Source organism: Aestuariibacter sp. GS-14 (assembly GCF_006494365.1).
Taxonomy (GTDB): Bacteria; Pseudomonadota; Gammaproteobacteria; order Enterobacterales; family Alteromonadaceae; genus Alteromonas; species Alteromonas mangrovi.
Genome location: NZ_VHIP01000004.1, coordinates 280,720 through 295,604, shown reverse-complemented (window position 1 = coordinate 295,604; position 14,885 = coordinate 280,720). Strand labels below are relative to the sequence as shown.

Sequence of the window (14,885 nt, the reverse complement as noted above, 5' to 3'; positions counted from 1 at the left end):
TAGTGTAATTCTAATGTATTCACAAATGCCAGCCGTTTGCCGTAAATTGCAACAGCCTTAACGCAAAGCCAGCCATACATGGTGTTGTAATGCGGTTTTTTGTTTGTTTTGTGGGCGCTTTGTAATATTCTTGAAACCCCGTTACTTTCTTTGTCTTCATGCTAATGAGTGGGTTTACCTGGCAGCGTGCCGTAATCAAAATTGGCAGTGCGCTGATCGCGCCAGATGGCCAGCAATGCAGTGGCCGCTATATTCTTCCAATTGCGCGTTTTATTACGTCTGCCCGAGAGGCAGGCAAAGAGGTTATTTTAGTGTCATCCGGCAGTGTGGCTGCGGGGCGGGCTAAAGTGCCTATTCAGCATCCGGCTTCTATTTCTGAGAAGCAGGCCATGGCAGCCATCGGTCAGATGTACATGATGGCCAACTGGCAGCGGTTTTTCGATTTTCCCTGTGCTCAGGTATTATTAACCTACGACGACCTGCACGACCGTACACGCTATGTAAATATTAAAAATACCATGCGTGAGCTGTTAAACCATCAGGCATTACCCGTGGTGAATGAAAACGATACGGTAGCAGTGAACGAACTGAAAGTAGGTGATAACGACAACCTGGCGGCCTATACGGCGTTAGTGTCGGGTGCCGACACGCTAATTATTTGCTCGGATATCGACGGCCTGTATACGGCCGATCCGCGCAAAGACGCCACGGCCAAATTGATCCCGGTTGTGGATGAAATAACGCCGCATATTTACAGTATTGCTGGCGGGGCCGGCTCATCGGTGGGTACCGGCGGCATGCGTACCAAAATTGAAGCCGCCGATAAATGCACGCGCAGCGGCATTCAAACCCTGATTGTAAATGGGCGCAACGGCAACGTGTTTGATGAACTGCAGGATGGCAATATTCCCGGAACGTTGTTTAAGGCCCAGCAGTCGCAAAAAACGGCCCGCCGACTGTGGCTGGAACACACGTTGAAAACCCGTGGTAAAATTCACGTCGACCCTGGTGCTGAGAAAGCCTTGGTTTCAAAAGGTGCGTCTTTGCTGCCGTCGGGTATAACCGAAGTGAGTGGTAACTTCGAAACTGGTGATGCCATTGAAATTGTGAGTCAGGACAAATCCCTGGCCAAAGGCCTGGCGCTTTACAGCGCACAGGAACTCAAGAAGATCAAAGGTGAGAAAAGTCAGCGTATCCGCGACATTCTGGGGTACGATAACGGCGAAGTTGTCGTTCACCGTGACGATTTGGTGTTATTGAAATAAGGAGCACGCGATGAGCTTTTCGATTCGACAAGCAGCCAAAGAGGCAAAAAAGGCCGCCCGTCAGGTAGCCCGTCTTAGCCCGGAGCAAAAGCGCGAAGTGCTGCACGACATCAGTCATTACCTGATACAACAAACCCGCAATATTTTGTCGGCTAACCAGTTGGATCTTGAGCACGCAAAGTCTGTGCATCTGGATGCCGCTATGGTAGACAGGTTAACGCTTACCGAAGAGCGGGTTATGGCCATTGCCAATGCGGTGGCGTCAATCGCCGATCAGGATGATCCGGTAGGTGAAATCAGCCAGATGAAAACTATGCCAAGCGGCATACAGGTTGGCAAAATGCGCATTCCGCTGGGTGTCATTGCAATGATTTATGAATCGCGCCCGAATGTAACAGTGGATGCGGCTGCGCTGTGTTTTAAGGCCGGCAATGCGGTTATTCTGCGCGGCGGCAAAGAAGCGTTGCACTCTAATCTGGCCCTGGCAGCCTGCTTACACCATGTGCTGCGCAAGCATCATATCGATGCTGCCGCCGTAACTGTTGTCCCCGATCCTGACCGGGCTATCATGAATACCCTGATGACCTTGAAAGACGACGTGGACCTGATTATTCCCCGTGGCGGCGAAGGGCTGATTCAGTATGTGAGTGAACGCAGCCAGATCCCGGTTATTCAGCATTACAAAGGTGTCTGTCACTTATATGTCGACCAGCACGCCGACATCGAGCAGGCCCTGGCGCTGTTGGAAAACGGTAAAACCCAGCGCACCGGTGTATGTAACGCGCTGGAAACCTGTTTGGTACACAAATCGATTGCTGATGTGTTTTTACCCCGTGCGGCCGCCATGTTGAAAACTCACAATACCGTGATCCACGCCTGTGAGACGTCGATCAGGCATTTTCATGGCGCGGTGGGCGCCACCAATGCTGATTGGCATGCTGAATACCTGGCAATGGAAATTGCGGTAAGGGTAGTAGATAGCTATGAAGATGCGGTTGAGCACATTGTTCAGTATGGTTCGGGTCATACCGAAGTGATTGCCACGCAGCACTACGCAACGGCCAACGCATTTATTCGCGACATCAACTCGGCGGTAGTCATGGTGAATGCCTCTTCGCGATTCTCTGATGGCGGTGAATTGGGGTTAGGTGCAGAAATCGGTATTTCCACCAGCAAACTGCACGCTTACGGACCCATGGGCGCACAATCCCTTACAACGGAAAAATTTGTGGTAATGGGTAACGGACACACCCGAAAATAATAATCAATGTACTTTGCCCGTAGCGACGCCGCGAGCAACGCGGTAAGCTGAAACCATCATTGAAGGATGAGAATAAACATGACGGATATAACCCCTTCGCTGAGTGATTATCCCTATGCAGTAACCCTGCCTACGCGCTGGCAGGACAATGATGTCTATGGCAACGTAAACAACGTGGTGTTTTACAGCTTTTTCGACACCGCAGTAAATCGGTTTTTGGCCGATGAAGCAGGTATGGATTTCAGGCACAGCCCGGTAATTGCCCATGTGGTGAGTTCACAGTGCCAGTTCATTTCTACTATTTCCTATCCGGAAGATGTGGAAGTGGGGGTGCGGGTAGCCAAAATTGGCCGTAGCTCGGTCACATACGGTGTGTCTATTTACGCTGGCACCAACCATCGGCGTGTGGCGCACGGTCAGTTTGTGCAGGTATTTGTTGATCGCGCAACCAACCGCGTTGTGCAAATTCCGCCACGCACCAAAAGTGCATTAGAACGAATCATTGAAGCGCTTTGATGCACGCAGTCATTCTGGACGGTGATTCACTGGGGCAGGACGCTGATTTGTCTGCCTTACGTGCATTGCCTATTTCGTTAACCTGCCATCCGGTAACGACTGCTGATACCGTTGTACAGCGCATTGCTAATGCCGACGTGATCCTGGTAAACAAAGTTGTGCTCAGTGCAGATATACTGCGGCAAGCACCGCGTTGCCGGTATATCGGTGTGCTGGCTACCGGTATGAATAACGTGGATTTGGAATACTGCAAAACGCGCGGTATTACAGTGAATAACGTGGCAGGTTACGGCACGGATTCTGTAGCTCAGCACACGCTTATGCTGATGTTGAATCTGGCAACATCGGCGATCCCTACCATGCATCAGGTGCAACAGGGCGAATGGTCAGCATCGCCGTTTTTTTGCCTGCTCGACAATCCGGTTATCGAACTGGCAAACAAGCATTTGGTTATTGTGGGATATGGCACCTTGGGGCAGCGCGTAGCTGAGCTGGCCAAAGCCTTTGGCATGCGGGTATCTGTGGCGGCGAGACCCGGCACGCAATACACAGACAGTGGCTTATCAGGTCGACAGCCGTTAGAAACGCTATTACCCAGTGCCGATGTGGTAAGTTTGCATTGTCAGTTGAGTCCGGATACGGCTGAATTAATGAATGCACAGCGCTTTGCGCTAATGAAACCAGGCGCATTGCTGATCAATACAGCACGAGGTGGCCTGATTGATGAACACGCTTTGCTCGATGCGCTCCTGAATAAACACATTGGCGGCGCAGCGTTAGACACACTGAGCAGTGAACCTCCACCAGCAGATCATCCACTGCTAACCGCTCGGCTACCTAATTTACTCATTACGCCCCACAATGCCTGGGCCGCCAAAGAAGCCCGCCAGCGTTTAATTTCACTGGCGGCAGGCAGTCTGGCGGCCTTTTTACAGGGCGTTTAGCCAGGTACACCGGATTGACCGCATGGTAATTATTGGCGACTGAGTTTTTTAAGCTCTTCGTTTAGTGCGTAAGCCGGTTCAGTCACAATGGCCTCCAGTGTTGCTATGCGCGCTTTAAGGGCTGCAATTTCTTCATCTTTGGGGTCAGATTTTTCTGCGACGGTATGCGTACCCTGGGCAAACGGATTTACGCTCTCACCGCAAAACCAGGCACTTAATTGCCAGCGGTATTTGGCATCTAAATAATGACAAACCAGGCTCAGTACCAGTACAGCCGAAATTAATGTAACAATGTTCAAAGTAGTCATAGCGGGCTCCTGTATAGTGGATATTACTCTAGTCAGCGAGCGCGGAAAAAAATTACAGCCGATGTGTAATTTTTTTTATAAATACCTGACTACCTGTAATAACTTCATTAAACAACGATAAATCAGGACAGTGAGTGCAAGCGGATTTTAAGGATATCCTCAACCAGCATCAGGCATTGCTTAGTCGCGTGGCGTCGAGCTATGAAGCGAACGATGCCCTGCAACAGGAGTTGCTGCAGGAGATTGCACTGGCAGTGTGGCAGGGGCTGGCCCGGTTTAACGGCGAGGCGTCTTTAAAAACCTATATTTTGAAGATTGCGCATAACCGGGCGGTAACGCACGTGTGTAAGGAAGTAAAGAAACAGGAAGTGTCCGGACACGACAATGACGACTGGGAATTTGCGCCCGGACAGGCCAATATGCAGCCACACGAAGTGGCAGAGCAACAAGCCGATATTCAGCAATTATTGGTAGCGGTGCGAGCCTTACCGGTTGCGATGCGACAAGTACTCACACTCACACTGGAAGGTCTGAGCTACATAGAGATTGCCGAGATATGTGGTATTACCAAAAATCACGTAGGCGTGTTATTGCAGCGTGCAAAAACACAGTTACAACAGGAGCTACAACATGCCTGACACACCACCGGATTTAACGGCGCTATGGCAAAAGCAGCCTACCAGTCATATTGACATGCTGGATTTAGCGAAACGACTGAAACGCCAGCAGCGCGCTCAGCGCATATATCTGCTTGTTGATTTGCTGGGGTTTGTACCTGCGCTATGGGCAATGATGGTTACCTGGGACGCCTTATCGACATTGCTGGCCGGGTGTCTGGTGGCTTTACTGGTGATCACCTTTTTGTTTTACACCTATATTGCCTGGCTGCGCCGTCATGCGGCGTTAGCCCGTTTTGAAGATACTTCTCACTATTTAGGCACGCTTAAGAAACAACTGCTGAATAATCATAAAATTGCGCGCCTGACGTTTCATTCCTGTTGGCTCTCTGGTGTCGCATTAGTCGCAATATTTGGCCTGGTAGCGGCTTATGAAGACTATTCACTCGATAACCTGCAGAACAGTGCCGGAATTCTTGTGATTGCAGGGATAGGATTAAGCGCTATGGCTGTGTGGGCGCACAAGCGAGCCGCCCGGTTTAAACTTGAGTATCAGCAGTTGGCGGTATTAGATACCTAACGCTGATTTTTAGGCGTATAATCATCGCCAATTCAAAATGTTGGTAGTGTTTCATGACCTCTGTTAAACATTTGCTCGACAATAACAAGCACTGGGCGGCGCGAACACATAATGCTGATCCCACGTTTTTTGAAACATTATCCAAACAGCAGGCGCCGCAATACCTGTGGATTGGCTGTTCTGATAGCCGGGTGCCGGCCAATCAGATAGTTGACCTGTTGCCAGGTGACATCTTTGTGCACCGCAACGTAGCAAACATGGTGATCCACACCGATTTTAATTGCCTGTCGGTGTTGCAGTATGCGGTAGACGTACTCAAAGTGAAACACATTATCGTGTGTGGGCACTACGGCTGTGGTGGCGTTGAAGCAGCTATGAGCGACCAGCAATTTGGTTTGATTGATAACTGGCTGGGCCATATTCGCGATATTTATCAATTGCATTACAACGATATCCAGGCGCTGCCGGAGAAAGAGCGCTCTGCCAAATTATGTGAGCTTAACGTGCTTACACAAACCAGTAACGTGCGAAAAACCACTATCGTTAAGGATGCGCTGGCCCGCAATCAGGATTTGTCGATCCATAGCTGGATTTACAGCCTGAAAAATGGCCGTATTACCGATTTGTCTGATAAATACTAAGCCCGGAACAGTTACTGTGCTGGTGCTGGTGCGGTAGGGTTGTTCTGATCTTCTTTGCCGCGCTTGCCAAGCGTGAATTGATAATACAGATCCACGGCTGTGTGCAGGCTGCGCACTACTTCAATATACAGGTTGTTCATGATCTGATAGCGCAGCGCCACTTCCTGACCGCCGCTGTCTTCATTTGAAAACATACCCACGCCATATCGCACGGTTAAGTTGCGTGCTATTTTGCCCGAAATAGCCAGTTTGGTGTTGTCTCCCTGCCCGGTGGTGGATACCGTGAAATCTTCAATCCCAAGGGCGTCCCCTACGCTGCTGGTTAAGCCTTCCGAGCTGGATAAGCCAAAACCTATCAACAGGCTGGCGTAAGCATTTTGGTCCATTTCGCTATTGCTGCCACCAAGACTACCGCTACCGCTCAGTAAGTAGGCCAGGTTTTGCGCCTGATCCATAGCGGGTTCAGAGAACAGATTCACACTAGGCTGCGTGGCTGGACCCTCTATTCGCACCCCTGCTACCACGTCGTCGGCGGTAAGATCAGGATCGCGAATGGCTTCCACCAGTAACATGGGTTCGTCAATCGGGCCGTTAAACTGAACTTCTCCGGTGCGAATGATCAGATTTTGGCCGTACGCTTCATACCGGCCATTGAGTATCTGCAGGTCGCCAAAGCCGGTTAACGCAGGTTGTGTTTGCACCCGAATACCGCCGCTTAAAGACGCGGTAAGGCCAAACGCGTCCAGTTTGACTTCCTGGGTTTTTGCATCGTCAATAGTCACCATAACATTGGCGTGAATTTGATCAATAAGGGCGTCGCTGGGGGGTTCACCGCGCAGATGTACATCTTTTGACGGCGCAATAGCACTGGCTGGTAAATCGTTTACTTTAATTCTGGCATAGGGCACATCAACCGATCCCTTTATCTCAATTTTCTGCGGCGTGATGTACGCGGTTAAATCGGGTGATACTTTTACTTTGCTGTCGTCGTACTGCACGGTAAACGCGTCACCTGCAACCGTAAAGTTAACTTCAGGTACATCGCGCCAGCTCACGTCACCTGTTAATGTGCCAGCCCCGTCGCCAAGCATGTACTGGCCATTAAACGTAGCATTATCACCGTTTAAGGTAATGGTTTGCTGCCACTGACTCACTTTTACCGGCAGATCGTCACTGTCGATATGACCATCGCTAATACTTAACTCGCCGTTTATTTCCGGCAACGCAAGTGCGCCATTTAATACCAAAGCACCATTGATCTCACCGTCCAGTGCATTCATGTTGGGCAGCAGAGACTTAAATGGCGCCAGTTTCCAGTGATTGATATTAACGGTACCGGCAATGCCGGGGGTTTGTGCCAGCGGCAACAGTGTCAGGTTTGCGGCGATTTCGCCGACCTGTGGGCTGTTAACGTCGGCATCGAAAATGAGCTGGTCGTTGGCCCAGTTGCCGTTTAAAGCAAACGTATCCACGGCGATCAGCACTTCGCCTTTGGGCCCTAATCGCCAGTCTTCTGAAGAAATGTCAGCGGTAATTTTGGCCTGAGCCTTTTGCGATTTCACATCAAGCTTGCCCTGACTGGAAAACGAAAGCGTGGCATCGTTTCGTTCAAATAGGATGTCAGGTGCTAATTCATAGGCCCATAATCCCAAAGGCAGGTTGGTGGCACTGACATCCCACAACACTTGCTTCGGGTTGTAATTTGCTGCGTTTATACAGAGTTCACCGTGTTCACGCGATTCCCAGCAATGTGCGGAAATCTCAAATTGCAGCGGTGATTGTGCGAACATCAGTTCTACGTCTGAGTTTAGTTCCCAGCGGGTGTTTACTACAGCCAATTTCGTGTCGCTCAAACGGCCGCGCCAGATACCCTTCTGCCAGGCGCCAGTGAGGTTTAACTCGCTGTTGTAATCGGGGAGCTGCAAAGAAGACGACAAGGTGTGTTCTGCCAGACTGCCAGCAATGTCTATCGAGCCATTCAACGGCCCTTGTTTTGCGATGGCGTCACTCAGGGTTGGGCTTAATGCAACATCCTGCAGTGTCAGCGAAGACTGAATGGTGGGATTGTCCCAGATACCCTCAATATTCACTGAGCCCTGTAGACCGCCTTTTACTTCCGGGTAGAGGTAGCTCAGATGAGGTAAATTCAGTGTTACCAGTGCATCGATATACTGCTGTTTGAACACCTGGCCGATGGCCGATACTTCGTTGTCTGCCAGTTGCGCGGTGAGATTGCCAACCACAATATCACTGTTTGCAGAATATACTGCATCGCCCTCAAGCTGAAACTCGCGTTCGTATTGCACACCCGACAGCTGAATATCCGATACCAGCACATTGGGTCCGCGATTCGTCATGCTAATCTGGGTTTTCAGAATACCGTCCAGCATACTGGGCGCTTGCGGGTGCAAACTGTTTAGCTCAAGTGACTGAATTCGGGTGAGACCTTCCCAACTGAGTACATCACCAAAGTAAAGCACCCCACTGTTAGTAATGGTGCCCTTTAATAAATCTGCGTTCAGTGCACTGATTACCAGCGAGCGGTCGCCTAATACGGCCTGGATATCGACTTTAGTTGCGGGAATATCTTTACCAGATACCGCCGTATTGCCTGCCAGTGCGTATTGGCCCACTCTGCCGCTAACCGATAATGCGCCTGCCGCCAGTTGCATATCCTGAATAGGCTGCAAAGACTGCTCTGGCCAGGTGAGTTGTAAGGCCAGCGGTAACTCGCTATCCAGCAAGTTTGTCTGTAATTGTGCATTGGCCGAGACCGTACCGGTGGCCGCGACGGCCAGTTGCAGGTTACTCATATCACCGTTAACCGCAACGCTGGCGCTTTGTGGGAAATCAGCCAGTGCTGAGCTACCCTCTGCGGTAAGAGTAAGTGGGTAACTTCCGGTAAAGGCAATTTGCCCGGAGGAGCGCGCTTGCCCCTGGGGAGCGTTAACGCTGAATTGCTTCCATTCGAACTGGCGTTTTTTTAACGCGGCTTTATCCAGTGTAAGCGTTAATTGAGTAAGCAAAGATTCGCCTTGATATACCGCAAGATTATTGATGGCAATATCAGACAGGTTAACCTGCAGCGGCATAGTTATCGCCGGCAGTACAGGCGGTTCGTAGTTGAAAGTTCCAGATGGGGTTGCCGGTGCTGCGTTTACCTCGGATGCAGGCAGCCTAACCGTGATGTTATCGGTGTGAAAATGCGCCACTTTGAGGTTGCTAACCCATTGTGCTTTGGTGCTAATACGTTCAACCGATACTGAACCCGCAAACGCAGACACGTTGATATCCGTCATCGTTAGCTGATCAAGCAGTATGGATACAGGCAGCTCAATTTCGCCTAAGGGTTCATCGGCAGACGTTGTTGCCGGCGCTTCAGCCAGTTGCTCAATGGCCGGCTGATTAATCGTTAACGCGCGAATGCAGGTGGTGGAATTCAGTAAACACGTCCAGTCGTGTTCTACTTCAATACGCGCAACTTGCACTTGCCACTGTTCATTATGCCAGGCGAGGTTTTCAATGGTGATCTTTGACCACACGCTGCCCGATAAGGAGGACACCGACAAGCCGGGTACGCTGTGATTAACCGCGTATTGCACCAGCGGCATCCCCAGCGGCGATACACCCACGCCTACCAGGGTGACAATACTCACCACTACATACAAAAACACTTTTGCCAGACGATTAATGCTCATAATTCCGGCCCTAGCGTGAAGTGAAAACGCCAGCTGTTTTCGAACTCGTTGTGTCCGCGGGCAATATAAAAACGCACCGGGCCGATGAGCGTTAACCAGTGCGCACCTATGCCATAGCCGGTAGCCAGTGGATCAGAGAAATCGTTGGTGGCAGTACCTATGTCGGCAAACACGGCTGCCCGCCAGTTGTCGGTAACGGGATAGGCGTATTCTGCGCTGCCAGTAGCCAGATATTTACCACCGGTTAATACCCGTTCACCATCGTCGTCCAGTACGGAAGGTGCGATCTCCTGATAACTAAATCCCCGGATACTTTGGTCGCCACCGGTGAAAAAACGCAAACTGGATGGCACGCGATCAAACTCTTCGGTTTCGATTGCGCCCGCTTCCGCCCGCAGGAAAATGCGATGTGTGTTGTTAAACGTCGCTATGTATTTGGCTTTAGCCGTTACTTTCAACAGCGAGATATCGCTACCGGCGTTTTCATGCGCGCCCTGCATGGCAATCACAAAATACTTGCCCTGATTAATAGACAACACGTTGTCGGACTCGCTGTAGCCAATGGAGTAGCCGGGCATCAACAGATTGACGGTTTGCGGTTCACTGATCCCCTGGGTAAACATTTCTCTGTCGTAGGTAAGTGACACACTGCGCTGCCAGGGGGAATCCTGCTCTTTCCAAAAACGGTGGGCAGAAATACTGAGCTTTTCACTTTTCGTATCGCTGGTGGTGTTGTCTTCGAATTCGTAACTGGTTTTGATACTGGCGTAATCGTTATTCACGTCTTCCAGCGGAATACGGTAATCCAGGCTCGCGGCTTGTTCCGGTTTCGATAAATACACTTCACCGGTAATCGAGTGTCCCCGCGAGTTAACCCAGGGGCGCTCCCAGCGGCCTCTGATCCGGGGGCCGGTATCTGAACTGCCGCCGCCACCTACGTTAAAGATATCCCGTGGAAGGTGGGTCAGAGTAATTTCAATCGGCACATTCGCACCTTCTGCCTGGCTCACTAACGGGCGGGCAATCGCACGCTGAAAATACCCGGTTTCATTTAATCGCCGGTTAAACGTGGTGAGTTTGGTGGCACTGTATGCATCGCCCTGTTTGAACGGTTGCAAGCGGCCAATGATGGCCTTGGCCCGGTTGTCGCCAACCAGTCTTACTTCGCCAAATTTGTACTGACGACCACTCTGGGCAATCAAAAGTACGTTCGCTTCATTTTCTTCCCTAACCAGGTCGAGACGGGTGGCTTGCCAGTAAAAATCAAAATAACCATGCGACAGCGCATAATTGAACATGGCTGATTTAAATTGTTCGTAGGTGGGCTGGTGCAGTACATCGCCCTTTTTAATCGCCAGCGCGTTGAATTTCTCGCGGAAAGCCGGGTCATCCCGACCTTCACCAATGATTTCCCGGGTAATATTGGCCACAATCAGTGGTTCTCCCAGAGCCACCTGAATGATCACGTCTTCTTTTTCAATTTGCAGCGTTACTTCGGCATTGTAGTAACCAAAGGGCTGCACGGCGGTATTTACCGTTTTAATAATTCGCTCTTGTGTGGCTTCGTCGGGAATTGCGCCGTTAAAAGAGATATTTGCCAGATATAAACCAATGTTTTTCTTTAACGCACTTTGCTCTACCCCACGTAATTCGTAACTCAGGGTGGTGGCTGCCAGGGCAACTGGCACTGAGGCAGCAAACAAGATAAAACCTAGGACAAAGACTAACGTGCGAAGCGACATGTGAAAACGTGTGGTTCCTTACACAGGGATAGGGGAAAAAAGGCTTGTGTAAAAGTCGACAAACCCGTTGGGCAGTTTACCCCTTACCGTGACATTGCTACAGTTTTTTCGTTGAAACGTGGCGGATTTACGACACTGTGTGTAATAACTACCCGGCTGGTTCAGACTGATTTGTTTGCCTCGGTTGTCGGGATTATTTATATTACTCACTATAAAATCCTATAAATACAAGGAATGTTGCCATGAAGCGCTTTACACAAGGCGTGGTTATGCTTTGCTTTTGCATACTCACTGCCATCCCGGTCTCGGTTGCCAATGCAAATGAAGAAGCAAAAATAACGCCAATTGAGGCATTTAGCCGATTGCCCCAGTTTTACTCTGTTGCGCTATCGCCAGGCGGCAACCGCTTAGCCATGGAACGCAATTCTCAGAGTGAGGATTTAGCTGCTCTCATGACGCTGGATATGGAAACGGGCAAGGTGTATTACCTGCTTCGGGCCGACAACAAGAAGGTCAAAATTAACTGGTATCGCTGGGCCAACGATGAAGATCTGTTGGTTAGTGCCAAGTACGAAATCTCTGATGCTGGTACCAAGTATTTCAAAACCCGTCTGTACGTTATGAAATACAATGAGCAGGGCGGCGAGCCCGAGCAAGTCATTGATTGGCGTCACATCAAACGCTATCAGGAAAATCCCAGACACTCTCCACAGTTCCAGGACGAAATCATTGATATGTTGCCTGACGATCCCGATCACATCCTGATGGCAATCGACATCGCGCGCCCGCAAGAACCCTCCGTGTTCAAGGTAAACATTAAAGATCAAAAAATCAGCCGTCTGGAAAAAGGCAAAAAGCGGATCCGCGATTGGGTTACCGACCGGCAGGGCAATTTGCGTGTGGGGGTAACACTGAATTATGAAACCGGTGATCGCGAAATTCTTTTGCTCAATGAAGACGACAAATACGAAACACTGTTTGCCTATAATGTGTCTACCGATAAACCGATTCACATTGCAGGATTTGCCGCCGATCCAAACATTTTGTACTTCAAAAAATATCTGGGTGATTATCGTGCCCTGTATAAGATGGATCTCACTACCCGTGAAGAAACCCTGGTGTATTCGGATGACGAATATGACGTGGACGGCAGCCTGATTTATTCGCCGGTAACCAAGGATGCCATTGGTATTCGCCATGCCAATGCCAAAGGTGGCCGTTATTACTGGGAGCCGCGTTACCAAGCGTTGCAAGAGGGTCTCGATGATCTGATTAAAGAGCGCAATAACTATCTGGTAACATTCAGCCAAAACGAAGATGTGTATTTGCTGTATTCAGAAAGCGATACGCAACCGGGCCGCTATTACGTTGGCAATCAGCGCGAGGGCACGCTGAATTTTCTGTTTGATCAATACCCCGACATAGTGCCGGAGTCGCTGAATAACCACACGCGTGTCGATATCACAACCCGTGATAAATCCACTATCGAAGGCTATTTAACCTTACCCAAACACGGCAAAGCGCCTTACCCAACGGTAATTTTCCCGCACGGTGGTCCTGGCGGTCGGGATTATTCAGGCTTCGATTACTGGACGGCGTATTTCAGCAGCCGTGGTTACGCCGTGATGCGCCCGAACTTCCGAGGGTCAACCGGCTATGGTTACTCATTCAGTGAAGCACAAATGCAAAGCTGGGGGATGGCAATGCAGGACGACATTGCTGACGCCACCCAGTGGATGATTGACCAGGGCTATACCGACAAATCCAAAGTCTGTATTGTCGGCGCCAGTTATGGTGGCTTTGCTGCCCTTGCCGCCACGGTGAAAAGCCCTGAAATGTATACCTGCGCCATTAGTTTTGCCGGGGTGAGCGATTTAGACAGATTGGTATTTCGCGCCCGAGCGTTTGTAAACAAAGAGTTGGTTAAAAAACAAATTGGTGAGGACAGCGACGATCGTGAACGCCGCTCGCCAATCAACTTTGTAGAAAACATCAAAACGCCTATTCTGCTGATCCACGGCGAAGAAGACCGCGTGGTGCATGTGGAGCAAAGCCGCAATATGGCTGAAGAACTGGAAGATCATGACAAGGTGTTTGAATACGTGGAGCTTCCTTTGGGAAATCACCACTTGTCTATTCAGTCAAACCGAATGAAAACCTTCGAAGCGATGGATACATTCCTCGGTAAATATTTGCAATAAATGGCGATGCCGCCTGACGTTGATCTGGATCAGCGCAGGCGGCATTAACACCACAGTAACCGCGGGATTGGGCGTACACTAAGATCATCAACAGGAGATCTTACCGTGACAGTCAGCCAAACCACATCCACCGCAAACTCCCAGTCTCAGACCGCAAGCTTGGACACGGCCAGTGTGTCGGTTGTTCACCAGAATATTGGTGACTTGCGCCACGATGAACATTACATTGCCGAATCATTCCGCTCCGGTGAATACCCCTATAAACGCAAAGTAACCCGTCAGTTCTATGAACAACATAAGCATCAGTTGCAGGTTGAACTGCTAAAAGTGCAAAAATGGGTAAAAGACACCGGTGAGCGTGTGGTAATGATTTTTGAAGGGCGCGACGCGGCCGGTAAAGGTGGCACAATTAAGCGGTTTATGGAGCATTTGAATCCTCGTGGTGCGCGGGTAGTGGCATTGGAAAAGCCGTCTGAAGAAGAGAAAGGCCAGTGGTATTTTCAGCGCTACATCAAGCATCTGCCAACCGCGGGAGAAATAGTATTATTCGACCGTTCCTGGTACAACCGCGCGGGAGTAGAACGCGTAATGGGCTTTTGCGAACCAAATGAATATCTGGAATTTATGCGTCAAACGCCGGAGTTGGAACGCATGCTGGTGAATAGCGGGATTCGGGTATTCAAGTTTTGGTTTTCGGTTACTCAGGAAGAACAGACACGCCGCTTTAAACGCCGCGAAACTGATCCGCTTAAGCAGTGGAAGCTCAGTCCAATTGACAAACTTGCCCAACAAAAATGGGACGACTATACCGAAGCAAAAGAAGCGATGTTCTTTTATACCGACACAGCAGACGCACCCTGGGTAGTGATAAAGTCGGACGACAAAAAGCGGGCAAGACTCAATTGTATGCAGTATTTCCTGCACAAATTGCCCTACCCCAATAAAGACAAACACATTGCCAAAGCGCCTGATCCACTGATTGTTGGCCGAGCGGCCACGGTTATCGAACGTGACAACCATATACTGGGTAAATCACTTCATCCTGAGCAGCAAAAAAGTTAGCTATCAGATTCCCATATTTACCCGCTGTGTAAAGGTGTCTGCAAGGGCAG

Annotated in this window: 12 protein-coding genes; 9 read left to right on the top strand and 3 right to left on the bottom strand. The window is 49.9% G+C overall.

The window, feature by feature from the left end; genetic code table 11:
- Window positions 1-164: 164 nt before the first annotated feature.
- The 4 genes from proB to FJ444_RS09135 all read left to right on the top strand — a co-directional run bounded on the left by proB (window position 165) and on the right by FJ444_RS09135 (window position 3,986).
- Complete coding sequence (gene proB, locus FJ444_RS09150) at window positions 165-1,265, top strand: glutamate 5-kinase (protein ID WP_140957919.1); 1,101 nt, start codon at window positions 165-167, stop codon at window positions 1,263-1,265.
- A 10-nt stretch (window positions 1,266-1,275) separates the two neighbouring features.
- Window positions 1,276-2,526: a glutamate-5-semialdehyde dehydrogenase gene (locus tag FJ444_RS09145; RefSeq protein WP_140957918.1), complete on the top strand. Its 1,251-nt coding sequence runs from the start codon at window positions 1,276-1,278 to the stop codon at window positions 2,524-2,526.
- Between the two features lie 78 nt (window positions 2,527-2,604).
- A complete protein-coding gene (locus tag FJ444_RS09140) occupies window positions 2,605-3,042 on the top strand; it encodes a thioesterase family protein (RefSeq protein WP_140957917.1) in 438 nt (145 codons plus the stop codon).
- Window positions 3,042-3,986, top strand: a complete 945-nt coding sequence (locus FJ444_RS09135; protein WP_140957916.1) for a D-2-hydroxyacid dehydrogenase — start codon at window positions 3,042-3,044, stop codon at window positions 3,984-3,986. The genes FJ444_RS09140 and FJ444_RS09135 overlap by 1 nt, the downstream gene beginning before the upstream one ends.
- Before the next feature lie 29 nt (window positions 3,987-4,015).
- On the opposite strand, the gene FJ444_RS09130 is transcribed toward FJ444_RS09135, so the two are convergent.
- Window positions 4,016-4,294: a hypothetical protein gene (locus FJ444_RS09130; RefSeq protein ID WP_140957915.1), complete on the bottom strand. Its 279-nt coding sequence runs from the start codon at window positions 4,292-4,294 to the stop codon at window positions 4,016-4,018.
- A gap of 134 nt (window positions 4,295-4,428) precedes the next feature.
- Here FJ444_RS09130 and FJ444_RS09125 point away from each other — a divergent pair, with 134 nt between their 5' ends.
- Genes FJ444_RS09125 through can form a run of 3 tightly spaced genes read left to right on the top strand, consistent with a single transcriptional unit; the run spans window position 4,429 to window position 6,132 of the window.
- Window positions 4,429-4,932, top strand: a complete 504-nt coding sequence (locus FJ444_RS09125) for an RNA polymerase sigma factor (protein WP_140957914.1) — start codon at window positions 4,429-4,431, stop codon at window positions 4,930-4,932.
- Window positions 4,925-5,491, top strand: coding sequence for a hypothetical protein (locus tag FJ444_RS09120; protein WP_140957913.1), 567 nt, complete (start codon window positions 4,925-4,927; stop codon window positions 5,489-5,491). The genes FJ444_RS09125 and FJ444_RS09120 overlap by 8 nt, the downstream gene beginning before the upstream one ends.
- A 53-nt stretch (window positions 5,492-5,544) precedes the next feature.
- On the top strand, window positions 5,545-6,132 hold the full coding sequence (gene can, locus FJ444_RS09115) for a carbonate dehydratase (protein ID WP_140957912.1): 588 nt from the start codon (window positions 5,545-5,547) through the stop codon (window positions 6,130-6,132).
- Window positions 6,133-6,143: 11 nt separating this feature from the next.
- On the opposite strand, the gene FJ444_RS09110 is transcribed toward can, so the two are convergent.
- Window positions 6,144-9,830: a translocation/assembly module TamB domain-containing protein gene (locus tag FJ444_RS09110; RefSeq protein ID WP_140957911.1), complete on the bottom strand. Its 3,687-nt coding sequence runs from the start codon at window positions 9,828-9,830 to the stop codon at window positions 6,144-6,146.
- A complete protein-coding gene (locus FJ444_RS09105) occupies window positions 9,827-11,533 on the bottom strand; it encodes an autotransporter assembly complex family protein (RefSeq protein ID WP_181405115.1) in 1,707 nt (568 codons plus the stop codon). The genes FJ444_RS09110 and FJ444_RS09105 overlap by 4 nt, the downstream gene beginning before the upstream one ends.
- A 281-nt stretch (window positions 11,534-11,814) precedes the next feature.
- Between FJ444_RS09105 and FJ444_RS09100 the strand changes: the two genes are divergently transcribed.
- Together FJ444_RS09100 and ppk2 are read left to right on the top strand one after the other, a co-directional pair.
- Entirely contained in the window at window positions 11,815-13,773 is a 1,959-nt protein-coding gene (locus FJ444_RS09100; RefSeq protein WP_140957909.1) for a S9 family peptidase, read from the top strand.
- Between the two features lie 105 nt (window positions 13,774-13,878).
- Window positions 13,879-14,835, top strand: a complete 957-nt coding sequence (gene ppk2, locus FJ444_RS09095) for a polyphosphate kinase 2 (protein WP_140957908.1) — start codon at window positions 13,879-13,881, stop codon at window positions 14,833-14,835.
- Window positions 14,836-14,885 lie beyond the last annotated feature (50 nt).

Bases quoted from the DNA above. Each gene is read 5' to 3' on its own strand.
- proB (WP_140957919.1), top strand. From the start codon at position 165: ATGAGTGGGTTTACCTGGCAGCGTGCCGTAATCAAAATTGGCAGTGCG.
- FJ444_RS09145 (WP_140957918.1), top strand. From the start codon at position 1,276: ATGAGCTTTTCGATTCGACAAGCAGCCAAAGAGGCAAAAAAGGCCGCC.
- FJ444_RS09140 (WP_140957917.1), top strand. From the start codon at position 2,605: ATGACGGATATAACCCCTTCGCTGAGTGATTATCCCTATGCAGTAACC.
- FJ444_RS09135 (WP_140957916.1), top strand. From the start codon at position 3,042: ATGCACGCAGTCATTCTGGACGGTGATTCACTGGGGCAGGACGCTGAT.
- FJ444_RS09130 (WP_140957915.1), bottom strand. From the start codon at position 4,294: ATGACTACTTTGAACATTGTTACATTAATTTCGGCTGTACTGGTACTG.
- FJ444_RS09120 (WP_140957913.1), top strand. From the start codon at position 4,925: ATGCCTGACACACCACCGGATTTAACGGCGCTATGGCAAAAGCAGCCT.
- can (WP_140957912.1), top strand. From the start codon at position 5,545: ATGACCTCTGTTAAACATTTGCTCGACAATAACAAGCACTGGGCGGCG.
- FJ444_RS09110 (WP_140957911.1), bottom strand. From the start codon at position 9,830: ATGAGCATTAATCGTCTGGCAAAAGTGTTTTTGTATGTAGTGGTGAGT.
- FJ444_RS09100 (WP_140957909.1), top strand. From the start codon at position 11,815: ATGAAGCGCTTTACACAAGGCGTGGTTATGCTTTGCTTTTGCATACTC.